Origin of the sequence: Luteimonas sp. YGD11-2 (assembly GCF_004118975.1) — a bacterium.
In the GTDB taxonomy this organism is placed as follows: Bacteria; Pseudomonadota; Gammaproteobacteria; order Xanthomonadales; family Xanthomonadaceae; genus Luteimonas; species Luteimonas muca.
In genome coordinates, this window is the sequence record NZ_CP035376.1 from 2,025,705 (window position 1) to 2,038,295 (window position 12,591).

A 12,591-nucleotide genomic window follows, 5' to 3' on the forward strand; every position below is an offset into this window, starting at 1 on the left:
CGGCCGGGCGACCGCGTTGGGGCGGCCTTTTTACGAACCTCAAAACAAACGCGGCGCATCGCTGCGCCGCGTGTGGTGCGATTTACCGACGCAGACCGAGTTTCTCGATCAGTGCCTTGTAGCGGTCCGCGTCCTTGCGGTGCAGGTAGTCCAGCAGGCTACGGCGCTGGTTGACCATCTGCAGCAGGCCGCGGCGGCTGTGGTGATCCTTCTTGTGCGTCTTGAAGTGCTCGGTGAGGTGCACGATGCGCGCGGTCAGCAGCGCGACCTGCACTTCCGGCGAACCGGTGTCGCCTTCGGCCCGCTTGTGTTCGTTGATGATGCTGGTGGTATCGATGGACATGGAAACCTCGTGTCGCAAAGCCCGCAGAAGACGCGACGTGGGGGACTGCGACACGGCCCGGACTGCGGCGTGGAACAGACCACGATCGACGCACCGCCAGGGCCCGCCATGGATGGAATAATGCGAAATGCAAGCGCTTGAAAAAGCGCGGGAATTCTACCGCGATCAGCACCCTGCCACAACCGCGCTCAGCAGGTGACCACGCGGCCCGGCTGGCTGACCGCCCAGCTGAACAGCCGCTGCGGGCGCAACCGGCCGTCGCCATCGACCTCGCCCAGCCCGAGGGCCCGCCCGTTCATGTCGAACACGCCGACCTCGCCCCGCGGTTGGAAGCCGCCGCTGACGGCCTGCCCATAGGACAGCGCCTGCACCTGGCGGGCATCGAGGCGGACTTCCGGCCAGGCGGCCATCCCCGCCTCGATCGGAAGCAGGCAGGCCTCCAGCGCCGGTCGGCCGCGTTCCGCCAGCGCCTGCAGTGCCTCCAGCGTCCACAACCGTGGGTCGCGGAACGGGTCCACCCAGATGCGGCGCAGCTCCGCCACGTGCGCGCCGCATCCCAGCGCTTCGCCGAGGTCGCGGACCAGACTGCGCACATAGGTGCCCGAACCGCACTCGACATGCAGCCGCAGCTGCGGCGGCACGCCCTGCAGGTCGTCGACCAGGTCGGCGGCGGACTGCAGCGCGAACCCGTGCACGTCCACCTCGCGCGGCTCGACCTCGACGTGTTCACCGCGTCGTGCCTTGGCATACAGCGGCTCGCCGCCACGCTTGAGCGCGGAGTAGATCGGCGGGCGCTGGAGGATGCGCCCGGTCAACGCCTGCAAGGCGGCGTCGATTTCGGCCACGCGCAGTGGCGGCACCGGGCGCTCGCGCAGGGGCTGGCCATCGGCGTCGTCGGTATCGGTGACCGTGCCCAGGCGGGCGACGGTGTCATAGGCCTTGCGTGCGCCGAGCAGGCCACCTGCGATCTTGGTCGCCTCGCCCAGGCACACCGGCAACAGGCCGGTCGCGAGCGGATCCAGGCTGCCGGTGTGGCCGCCCTTCTCCGCCTCGAACAGCTTGCGCACCTGCTGCAGGGCCTGGTTGGAGCTCAGGCCACGCGGCTTGTCGAGCAGGAGGATGCCGTCGACCTTGCGGACACGTCTGCGCGGTTTGGACATGGGTTCACGTCAGCGCACGTCGCGGCAAGCAGCGCATGCCGCGCGGTGCGTCAGGCGCCGCGCGCCCCGTCCGCCCCGTCGTCGCCCTCGTCGGCGTCGGCCGGCGCGTCGGGAAGATCGCGCAGCAGGGTGTCGATGCGCTCGCCGCGATCGACCGAATCGTCGTAGTGGAAATGCAGCTCCGGCACGTGGCGCAGCTTGATCAGGCGTGCAAGGCGGAAGCGGATCTCCCCGGCCAGCGCCTTGAGACCGGCCATGGCCTCCTGCGAGCGCTCGGCCTGCAACGCGGTCACGAACACCTTGGCGTGTGCGAGGTCGCGGGTGACCTCGACGTCGGACACGCTGACCGACGGCAGCCCGTACTCGGACACGGCCTGGCGGACCAGGGTGCCGAGTTCGCGGCGCAGCTGCGCGGACACGCGATCGGTGCGATGAAAGGATTTGGTGGGCATGGTGGAACTCCTGGTCGGCAGCGCGCCGACCGGCCCGGAGAGCGCGGGACCGGTGCGGACGGCGTTGCCGTCGCACTTCCCCGCTCCCTCCGGATGCCGGCCGCCGGCCGCCGCATCCGTTACAGCGTGCGCTGGACCTCGATGCGCTCGAAGCACTCGATCTGGTCGCCGGCCTTGACGTCGTTGTACGCCTTCACGCCGATGCCGCACTCGGTATGCACACGGACCTCGTCCACGTTCTCCTTGAAGCGGCGCAGCGATTCCAGCTCGCCCTCGAAGACCACCGTGTTGTCGCGCAGCACGCGGATCGGCTTGGAACGCTTGACCACGCCCTCGACCACCATGCAGCCGGCCACGGCACCGAACTTGGAGCTGCGGAACACGTCGCGGACCTCGGCGATACCGATGATCTCCTCGCGGATCTCCATGCCCAGGATGCCCGAGGCCACCTGCTTCACCTGGTCGATCACGTCATAGATGATCGAGAAGTAGCGCAGGTCGAGGCCGTTGGTCTCCACGACCCGGCGGGCCGAGGCATCGGCACGCACGTTGAAGCCGATGATCGTCGCCTTGGCGGTCGCCGCGGCGTTCGCATCGGACTCGGTGATGCCACCCACGCCGGACACGATGATGTTGATGCGGATCTGGTCGTTCGACAGCGCGGTGAGCGCCTGCTTGAGCGCCTCCACCGAACCCTGCACGTCGGCCTTGACCACCAGGTTGAGCGACAGCTGCTGCTCGGCCTGGCCCATCTGCGCCATGATGTCTTCCATGCGGTTGCCCGCGGCCTGCACCAGCCGCGTCTCGCGGCGCTTGGCCTCGCGCTGCTGGGCGACGTCCTTGGCGAGACGCTCGTCGTCGACGACCACGAAGTCGTCGCCGGCATCGGGCACACCCGACAGGCCGAGCACCTGCACCGGGATCGACGGACCGGCGCCGTCCACGGCCTGGCCGTTCTCGTCGAACAGTGCGCGCACGCGGCCGTACTGCACGCCGCACACCAGGTAGTCGCCGCGGTTGAGGCGGCCCTGCTGCACCAGCACCGTGGCGACCGGGCCACGGCCCTTGTCGAGCGAGGATTCGATGACCGTGCCGGTGGCACGCCCGTCCTGCACCGCACGCAGTTCCAGCACTTCGGCCTGCAGCGAGATCGCGTCGAGCAGGTCGTCGACGCCCATTCCGGTCTTCGCCGAAAGCTCGACCATCTGGGTGTCGCCACCGAAGTCCTCGGCCACCACCTGGTGCTCGAGCAGTTCGTTCTTGATGCGGTTCGGATCGGCGGTGGACTTGTCGATCTTGTTGATCGCGACGATCAGCGGCACCTTCGCGGCACGCGCATGCTGGATCGCCTCGACCGTCTGCGGCATGACGCCGTCGTCGGCCGCGACCACCAGCACCACGATGTCGGTCAGCTTCGCGCCGCGCGCTCGCATCGAAGTGAATGCCGCATGGCCCGGGGTGTCGAGGAAGCTGATGACGCCCTTCGCGGTTTCGACGTGGTACGCACCGATGTGCTGGGTGATGCCACCCGCTTCACCGGTGGCGACCTTGGTGGTGCGGATGTAGTCCAGCAGCGAGGTCTTGCCGTGGTCGACGTGACCCATGATGGTGACCACCGGCGGACGCGCGGCCTGCTCGCCCTGCACGTCGGCGACGTGCGCGACCAGCTCGCTCTCGGCGTCGTCGGATTCCGCGCGCACCGCCTTGTGGCCCAGCTCCTCCACCACCAGCACCGCGGTGTCGTGGTCGATGGTCTGGGTGATGGTCGCCATGACGCCCATCTTGAACAGCGCCTTGACCACGTCGCCGCCCTTCAGCGCGAGCTTCTGCGCGAGGTCGGCCACGGTGATCGCTTCGCCCACGGCGATCTCGCGCACGACCGGTGCGGTCGGACGCTCGAAGCCGTGCGGGCCGCCCGAGCCGCCGCGCGACTGCTCGACATTGCGGCGCGGCTTCGGCCGGCCACGTGCGGTGCTGCGACGGGCGCGGTCGGCCGCCGACAGATGCAGCTGGCCGGCGAAACGCGCGGTGCTCTCGTCGTCCTCGACCCCGGCGACCATCGCATGCGACCCACGCTGCGCCTTGCCCTTGTTGGCGGCGCTGCGGTCATCGCGTGCGGGGGCGGCCGGCTTGGCCGGCTGGCCGTGGCTGTGCGGCGCGCGGCGCGCCGGGGGCGCGTCGTCGTCACCGGTCACCACGGCAGCTGCCGCTGCGGCTTCCTTGCGCAGCCGCTCGGCCTCGGCTTCGGCCTGGCGCTTGCGCTCGGCGGCCTCTTCGGCGCGGCGCTTGTCTTCCTCGGCCAGGCGCTGCTGCTCGGAGAGGTTGCGCTGGCGCGACTCCTCCAGCTTGCGCAGGATCTCGGCGCGCTCGGCTTCCTCGCGCGACAGCCCGGACGCAGGATCGACCCCGTCGCCCTTGCCGGTCGGCGGGACCACGGTGACCTTCTTGCGCACCACCACGTCCACGGTCTGGCGGTTCTTGCCACCACCGACGGTGAGTTCCTGCTTGCGGCTGCGGTTGAGGGTGATCTTCTTCGGGCTGACCGCTTCCTCGGCAGCCTTTTCGGACTTGCCGTGGGTGCGGCGCAGGAAGCCGAGAAGCTTCACCTTCTCGGTGCTGGTGACCACCTGGTCGGGGCTGCTGAACTTCATGCCGGCCTCGGCCAGCTGCTCCAGCAGTTTCTCGACCGGTGTGTTCACCAGTGCGGCCAGCTTGCGGATGGTGGTTTGCTGCGACATTCGGTTTCCGTGTCCAATGCGGCGGCTCGGGCCGGCGCGGATATGGGGATTCTAACGGCTCTGGCGCGTGGGGTCGGCGCGGGGCGGCCCGGGTGTCTTCGGGCCCACCTTGCGCGACCTGTCAGCCTTCCCGCTCCAGACGCGCGATCTCCTCGGCGCGCGCGGCCAGGATCAGCACCGAGGCGCGCTCCTGGTCGAGACCTTCGATATCGAATTCCAGCACTTCGTCCACGCCCAGGTCGGAGAGGTCCTCGGCGGTGCGCACGCCGTGCGAGGCCAGCGCATAGGCGATGGTGTCGTCCATGCCCGGCAGCTGCAGCAGGTCCTCTGCCGGCGCATGCTCGTCCAGCTCCTCCTCGACCGCCAGCGCATCGTTGAGCAGCGCGTCGCGGGCGCGGGCGCGCAGTTCCTCGACGATGTCCTCGTCGAAGCCCTCCACGGCCAGCAGCTCGCCCATCGGCACGTAGGCGATCTCCTCGACCGTGCTGAAGCCCTCGGCCACCAGGATGCCGGCGATTTCCTCGTCGACCTCGAGCTTGTCCTGGAACAGCTGGCGGGCGGCGGCCTGTTCGGCCTCGCTCTTGGCCTGCACCTGCTCGGCGGTCATCACGTTGAGCTGCCAGCCGGTCATGCGGCTTGCAAGGCGCACGTTCTGGCCGCCCTTGCCGATCGCCTTGGCGAGGAAGTCCTCGGCCACGGCCAGGTCCATCGAATGCTTGTCCTCGTCGACCACGATCGACTGCACTTCCGCCGGCGCCATCGCGTTGATGACGAACTGCGCCGGGTTGTCCGACCACAGCACGATGTCGACGCGCTCGCCATTGAGCTCGTTGGACACCGCCTGCACGCGCGAACCACGCATGCCGATGCAGGCACCGATCGGATCGGTGCGGTTGTCGTGCGCGAGCACGGCGATCTTGGCGCGGTCACCCGGATCACGGGCACAGGCCATGATCGACACCAGGCCCTGGCCGACTTCCGGCACCTCGAGCTTGAACAGCTCGATCATGAATTCCGGCGCGGCGCGGCTGATGAAGAGCTGCGGGCCGCGCGGCTCGCTGCGCACGTCGTAGAGATACCCGCGGATGCGGTCACCGGCGCGCACGACGTCGCGCGGGATCGCCTTGTCCTTGGGGATGAAGGCCTCGGCGTTGCCGCCGAGGTCGACGTAGACGTTACCGCGCTCGACGCGCTTGACCACGCCGGTGACCAGTTCGCCGACGCGGTCCTTCCACGCATCCACGACCTGCTGGCGCTCGGCCTCGCGCACGCGCTGCACGATCACCTGCTTGGCGGCCTGCGCGGCGATGCGCCCGAACTCGGCGTTGTCGATCTGCTCCTCGATGTAGTCGCCGACCTCGACGCCCTCGGCCTCGTCGATCGCGTCCATCAGGCGGATCTGGCGGTCCGGCGACTCCATCACCACGTCGTCGGCCACCACTTCCCAGCGGCGGAAGGTCTCGTAGGTGCCGTCCTTGGAATCGATCGCAACGCGCGTGAGCACGTCCTGGTCGACGTAGCGCTTCTTGGCCGCAGTGGCCAGTGCTGCTTCGATCGCTTCGAGGATGACGGACTCCGGCACGCCCTTCTCGTTGGCGACCGCGTCGACGACCATCAACAGTTCCTTGCTCATTCTGTTACGCCTCTGGATGTCTTGAGTTGGTCCACTTCGGAGACCGGAGGTCGGGCCCCGAAGCTCCGCCAGTCCATTACGGACTGCCCGCCCCGGTCATCGGGGCCACTGATCTGTCGTGGTGCCGTCGCCTCAGGCGGCGGGACCGTTGCCACGCTTCTTCGCACCGCTCTTGCCGGGGCGTGCGTCGCGTCCGGACGCATCGTCCTTGGCCGGGGCCAGCCCGAGGGCCACCCAGTCCGGCACCAGCCGCGCCTTCTCGATGTTGTCGGCCATCACCTCGAACGGTTGCCCATCGATGTCGAACGTGATCCGCTCGCCATCCACGGACACGATCCGCCCGGTCAGCCGGCGGCGTCCGTCCTGCGGCAGCTTCAGCACGACCTTCGCGCTCTCGCCGTTGAAGCGCGCGAACTGCGCCGGCGCGAACAGCGGACGGTCGATCCCGGGAGACGACACCTCGAGCGTGTAATGGCTGCTGATCGGATCCTCGACGTCGAGCTGCGCGGAGACCTCGCGGCTGACCGCTTCGCAGTCCTCGATCGTCACGCCAGGGCCGACGGCATCGCCTTCGACGCCGGGGCGGTCGATATACAGCCGCAGCAGCGCACTGCCCGGGTTGGGAAGGTATTCCGCGCCCAGCAGTTCCAGCCCGAGGGCTTCCACCGTGGGCGTCAGCAGTTCGATGATGCGGGTTGCATTGTCAGCCACGAATGCGCCGGCTCCTTTCGATCCGGTAAACGAAAATCCGCCCCCTGAAACAGCCAAGGGGCCCGATGGGCCCCTTGTCCGATGACGCTGGATTTCGGTGCCGGCACACGGAGCAACGTGTACCGACTCAGCCCGATCGCGACCGGTACCGCCGGAATGCCTCCCTTGAGGACATTCCACCGACCGCGAAAAGCTGGTAGCGGGGGCAGGATTTGAACCTGCGACCTTCGGGTTATGAGCCCGACGAGCTGCCAGACTGCTCCACCCCGCAGCAGAGAAATGAATTATGACGATCGGCCGGTTTGATTGCAAGCCCGGAATGATCGTTCGATGGATATATCCCGATACATCCATCGCTGCTGCGACGCGCGCCCGGCGCGACGCAGCATGTCGCGCAGTCTACAGCGTGGCGAACGCCTGCTGGCACCAGGTCATGATCGGACTCCATGCCAGCCCCAGCACCAGCAACGCCAGGGCGTTGACGGTGAAGACCGCACGCAACGCGGTACCGCGACGCGGCGACACCGGCTCGCCGACGGGTTCGTCGAAGTACATCACCTTGATCACGCGCAGGTAGTAGAACGCGCCGATCACCGCGAACACGATCGCCACGATCGCAAGCCACAGCATGTCGGCTTCGACCACCGCGCGCAGCACCGCCACCTTCGCCCAGAAGCCGAGGAACGGCGGCACGCCAGCCAGCGAGGCCATCGTGATCAGCACCAGGAAGGCCATCCACGGATTGCGCGCGTTGAGCCCGCGGAAATCCTCGATGCGGTCGGCCTCGAACCCCTTGCGCGACAGCATGACGATGGCGCCGAACGCGGCTGCCGACATGATCGCGTAGCTGATCGTGTAGAAGGTCGCCGCCGCGAATCCGTCGGTACCGCCCGCGGCGACGCCGAGGAACAGGAAGCCGACGTGCGAGACCGTGGAATAGGCCAGCATGCGCTTGAGGTTGGTCTGCGCGAGCGCAATCACGTTGCCCACCGCCAGCGATGCTGCCGCGAGCACGCCCACCAGCAGCTGCCAGTAGTCCTGCAGCGGCCCAAGGCCACCTTCGAACAGGCGGAAGGCCATGCCCAGTGCGGCCAGTTTCGGTGCCGAGCCGATGAAGATCGTGATCGGCGTCGGCGCGCCGTGGTAGGTGTCAGGCAGCCACATGTGGAACGGCGCAGCGCCGAACTTGAAGGCGACGCCCACCACCACGAACACCATGCCCGTCAGCAGCAGCGTGCGGTCCTCACCGGCCACGCCAGCGGCGGCCTCGCGGATGCCGTCCAGCGCCAGCGTGCCGGTGGCGCCATACACCAGGGACATGCCGTACAGCAGCAGGCCCGACGCAAGCGAGCCGAGCACGAAGTACTTCATGCCCGCTTCGGAGGCCTGCGGGCTGTCGCGGTCGGTGACCACCAGGGCGTAGGAACACAGCGCCAGCAGCTCGAGGCCGAGGTACACCATGGGCAGGTTGCCGGCGGAGACCAGCAGCATCATGCCGACGGTCGCGAACAGCATCAGGACCATCATCTCGCCGCGGTACAGGCCCCGCTCGCGCATGTACGACCAGCTGTAGGACGCCGCGAGCGCGCCGACCACCAGGATCGTGAACTTGAGGACGTCCGAGACCGTGTCACGGACGAATACGCCTTCCATCACCTCGCCCTGCCCGCCGATGCCGAGCGCGACCGCGAGGGCCGCGACCAGCAACGTGGCGATGCCGAGGGTCTGGGTGACGATGCGCTGGCGGTCCGACAGGAACAGGTCGAGCATCAGCAGGGCGAAGGCGCCGAACACCACCACCAGCTCGGGAGCCAATGGCGCGAACTCGGCGAAGGTGCGGACGGGAGGCGTCATGGTGGCGACGGTCATCGCGGGTCTTTCCTCAAAGCTTGGTGGCGGTGAGCAGGTCCGCCAGTTGCGCGATGGACGGCTCCATCAGGTCTGTGAGCGGCTTCGGGTACACGCCGATCGCCAGCACGAAGATGGCGAACACGCCGAGCACGAGAGCCTCGCGCTTGTTGATGTCGGTGAGCGCGGCGACGTGCGCATTGGCGACCTCGCCGTACAGCGTGCGGCGCACCAGCCACAGGCTGTAGGCCGCGCCGATGATCAGGGTCAGCGCTGCGGTGAAGGCGATCAGCGGGTGCGCCTGGAACGAGGCCATGACCACCATGAACTCGCCAACGAAGCCCGAAGTGCCCGGCAGGCCGGAGTTGGCCATCGCGAAGAACACCATGAAGGCCGCGAACCATGGCATCACGTTGGCGACGCCACCGTAGTCGCGGATCATGCGCGTGTGCATGCGGTCGTAGACCACGCCCACGCAGGAGAACATCGCGCCTGAAATGAAGCCGTGGGAGATCATCTGCACCATCGCGCCCTGCAGGCCGAGGCGCGCCGCATCCGGGTTGCCGGTGTCGCGGATCAGGGTGAAGGCGATGAAGATGCCCAGCGTCACGAAGCCCATGTGCGAGATAGACGAGTACGCGATCAGCTTCTTCATGTCCGCCTGTACCAGCGCGACCATGCCGACGTAGACGATTGCGATGAGGCTGGCCGCGATCACCAGCCACGCCCACTCGTGGCCGGCGTCGGGGGTGATCGGCAGGCTGAAACGCAGGAAGCCGTAGCCGCCGATCTTCAGCATGATCGCCGCCAGGATCACCGAGCCGCCGGTGGGCGCCTCGACGTGAGCATCCGGCAGCCAGGTGTGGACCGGGAACATCGGCACCTTGACCGCGAACGCGATCAGGAACGCGAAGAACAGCCACATCTGCTCGGTGGCGGTGAGCGGCAGTGCATACAGGTCGGGCAGCTGCCAGCTCCCGCCCTTCAGGTACAGGTACACCAGGCCGACCAGCATGAAGACCGAGCCCAGGAACGTGTACAGGAAGAACTTCATCGCCGCGTACACCCGGCGCGGCCCGCCCCAGATGCCGATGATGATGAACATCGGGATCAGCATGCCTTCGAAGAACACGTAGAACAGCAGCGCGTCGACGGCGGCGAACACGCCCACCATCATGCCTTCGAGGATCATGAACGCCGCGAAGTAGTGCGCGACGCGCCGGTCGATGGAGCCCCACGCGCCGATTAGCACCAGCACGGTGGTGATCGTGGTCAGCACGATCAACGCAACCGAGATGCCGTCGGCGCCGAGGTGGTAGCGGATGTCGTATGCGGGGATCCATTCCCGGTGCTCGACGAACTGCAATCCCGCGAAGGCGGAATCGAAGCCGGACAGCAGCAGCAGGCTGGCCGCGAGCGTCAGCACCGCGAAGCCGAGCGCCACCCAGCGGGCGGTGTTCGGGCGCGCGTTGCCGCACAGCAGGGTCAACACGCCGCCGAGGATCGGCAACCAGATCAGGAGGCTGAGGAGGGGCCAGTTCGCCACGTTTCTTTATTCCGTATGGTGTTGCGTCAGCGCCAGTGGAAGATCAGTACGGCCAGCAGTGCAATCAGGCCGATGATCATCGCGAACGCGTAGTGGTAGACATAGCCGGACTGCAGGCGACGGCTGACGCTGGCGACCAGGTCGACCACGCGTGCGGCACCGTTGACGAACAGGCCGTCGATCAGTTTCTCGTCGAACCTGCGTGAGCCCTGGCCGAGCACCAGGCCGCCGCCGGCGAACCCGTCGATCCAGAGATCGTCGGCCCAGTACTTCTTCTCCAGTACGCGGATCGGCAGCGCGAACAGCCGCGCGGCCTTTGCCGGCAAGTCGGTGCGCCACACGTACATCACGGTCGCGAGCAGGAAGCCGGCCAGCATCAGCCAGAAGGTCGGCACCTGGAAACCGTGCACCGCATACGCGACCGGCCCGTGCCACAGGGTGTCCTTGAGCTGCAGCACGGTGTCGCGTGCGGGGGCGAGGTCGATCGCGCCGAGGAAGAACGGCAGCTTCTCGGTATGCCCGGACCAGTCGGTGCCGAACAGCATCGGACCGACGGTGAAGAAACCGATCGCGATCGACGGGATCGCCAGCAGCACCAGCGGCAACGTCACCACCCACGGGGACTCGTGCGGCTCGTGCGGGCCATGATGGTCGTGATGGCCGTGCGCATCGTCGTGCAGCGGCTCGTGCAGTGTCTGCTGGCCGTGCTCGTCCCTGGCGGCAACCGGATGCGACGGCGCGGCGTGGCGGAAGCGCTCTTCGCCGAAGAAGGTCATGTACAGCAGGCGGAAGCTGTAGAAGCTGGTGACGAAGGCACCCAGCAGCACCGCCCAGTAGCCGTAGGTGCCGACCCAGCCCATGCGCTCCGCGGCGTGGCCTGCGGCCTCGATGATGGTGTCCTTCGAGTAGAACCCGGACAGGAACGGCGTGCCGACCAGCGCCAGGGTGCCGATGACGCTGGTCCAGAAGGTGACCGGCATGTACTTGCGCAGGCCGCCCATCTTGCGCATGTCCTGCTCGTGGTGCATGCCGATGATCACCGAACCGGCGGCCAGGAACAGCAGCGCCTTGAAGAACGCATGCGTCATCAGGTGGAACACCGCGGCCGAGTACGCCGACACGCCCAGCGCCACCGTCATGTAGCCCAGCTGCGAGAGTGTCGAATAGGCGACCACGCGCTTGATGTCGTTCTGCACGATGCCGATCAGGCCGGTGAAGAACGCCGTGGTCGCACCGATGAACAGGATGAACGCCAGTGCGGTGTCACTGAGTTCGAACAGCGGCGACATGCGCGCCACCATGAAGATGCCGGCCGTGACCATCGTGGCAGCATGGATCAGCGCCGAGATCGGGGTGGGGCCTTCCATCGAATCGGGCAGCCACACATGCAGCGGCACCTGTGCGGACTTGCCCATCGCACCGATGAAGAGGCAGATGCAGATCAGCGTCGCCACGGACCAGGGATAGCCCGCGAAGATCTCCACCACCTGGCCGCCGCCCACGCGGTCGGTCGCGTTGGCGAACACGGTGGCGTAGTCGAGCGTGCCGAACCAGTACAGCACCCCGGCGATGCCGAGCAGGAAGCCGAAGTCGCCGACGCGGTTGACCAGGAACGCCTTCATGTTGGCGAACACCGCGCTCGGCTTCTTGAACCAGAAGCCGATCAGCAGGTACGACACCAGGCCCACCGCTTCCCAGCCGAAGAACAGCTGCAGGAAGTTGTTGCTCATCACCAGCATGAGCATCGAGAAGGTGAACAGCGAGATGTAGCTGAAGAACCGCTGGTAACCCGGATCCTCGTGCATGTAGCCGATGGTGTAGATGTGCACCAGCAGCGATACGAAGGTCACCACCACCATCATCATCGCGGTCAGGCGGTCGACCATGAAGCCCACGTGCGCGGAGTAGCTGGCCACGTCGAACACCGTGTAGATGTTCTCGTTGTACGGCGCAGCCCCCTGCAGCAGCTGCCACAGCACGTAGCACGACAGCACGCAGCTGGTGGCGACGCCGAGGATCGTCACGCTGTGCGCGCCGGCACGGCCGACCTGCCGCCCGAAGAGGCCGGCGATGACCGAGCCGAGCAGCGGCGCAAGCACGATGATCAGCAAGTGGGTTGTCGAAATTGCCATCTGGATATCCATTGACCTGGTCGCGCCG

9 protein-coding genes and 1 tRNA gene are annotated in these 12,591 nt (G+C 67.3%); all 10 read right to left on the reverse strand.

Annotated features, from left to right (window positions below; genetic code table 11):
* Nucleotides 1-82 precede the first annotated feature (82 nt).
* The 10 genes from rpsO to nuoL all read right to left on the reverse strand — a co-directional run bounded on the left by rpsO (nucleotide 83) and on the right by nuoL (nucleotide 12,569).
* Nucleotides 83-343, reverse strand: coding sequence for a 30S ribosomal protein S15 (rpsO, locus tag ERL55_RS09130; protein WP_100322431.1), 261 nt, complete (start codon nucleotides 341-343; stop codon nucleotides 83-85).
* A 188-nt stretch (nucleotides 344-531) separates the two neighbouring features.
* Nucleotides 532-1,503 carry a tRNA pseudouridine(55) synthase TruB gene (truB, locus tag ERL55_RS09135; RefSeq protein ID WP_129136147.1) on the reverse strand — a complete coding sequence of 324 codons (972 nt, stop codon included), beginning with the start codon at nucleotides 1,501-1,503 and terminating at the stop codon, nucleotides 532-534.
* A gap of 50 nt (nucleotides 1,504-1,553) precedes the next feature.
* Nucleotides 1,554-1,955: a 30S ribosome-binding factor RbfA gene (gene rbfA / locus ERL55_RS09140; protein WP_129136148.1), complete on the reverse strand. Its 402-nt coding sequence runs from the start codon at nucleotides 1,953-1,955 to the stop codon at nucleotides 1,554-1,556.
* A 119-nt stretch (nucleotides 1,956-2,074) separates the two neighbouring features.
* On the reverse strand, nucleotides 2,075-4,693 hold the full coding sequence (infB, locus tag ERL55_RS09145; protein ID WP_129136149.1) for a translation initiation factor IF-2: 2,619 nt from the start codon (nucleotides 4,691-4,693) through the stop codon (nucleotides 2,075-2,077).
* Nucleotides 4,694-4,814: 121 nt separating this feature from the next.
* Nucleotides 4,815-6,326 carry a transcription termination factor NusA gene (gene nusA / locus ERL55_RS09150; protein ID WP_129136150.1) on the reverse strand — a complete coding sequence of 504 codons (1,512 nt, stop codon included), beginning with the start codon at nucleotides 6,324-6,326 and terminating at the stop codon, nucleotides 4,815-4,817.
* Nucleotides 6,327-6,458: 132 nt separating this feature from the next.
* On the reverse strand, nucleotides 6,459-7,037 hold the full coding sequence (gene rimP / locus ERL55_RS09155; protein ID WP_164972169.1) for a ribosome maturation factor RimP: 579 nt from the start codon (nucleotides 7,035-7,037) through the stop codon (nucleotides 6,459-6,461).
* Nucleotides 7,038-7,231: 194 nt separating this feature from the next.
* A tRNA-Met gene (locus ERL55_RS09160) sits at nucleotides 7,232-7,308 on the reverse strand.
* 128 nt (nucleotides 7,309-7,436) lie between these two features.
* On the reverse strand, nucleotides 7,437-8,906 hold the full coding sequence (gene nuoN / locus ERL55_RS09165; RefSeq protein ID WP_129136152.1) for an NADH-quinone oxidoreductase subunit NuoN: 1,470 nt from the start codon (nucleotides 8,904-8,906) through the stop codon (nucleotides 7,437-7,439).
* Nucleotides 8,907-8,919: 13 nt separating this feature from the next.
* Nucleotides 8,920-10,431 carry an NADH-quinone oxidoreductase subunit M gene (locus ERL55_RS09170; protein WP_129136153.1) on the reverse strand — a complete coding sequence of 504 codons (1,512 nt, stop codon included), beginning with the start codon at nucleotides 10,429-10,431 and terminating at the stop codon, nucleotides 8,920-8,922.
* 26 nt (nucleotides 10,432-10,457) lie between these two features.
* A complete protein-coding gene (gene nuoL, locus ERL55_RS09175; RefSeq protein WP_129137292.1) occupies nucleotides 10,458-12,569 on the reverse strand; it encodes an NADH-quinone oxidoreductase subunit L in 2,112 nt (703 codons plus the stop codon).
* Nucleotides 12,570-12,591 lie beyond the last annotated feature (22 nt).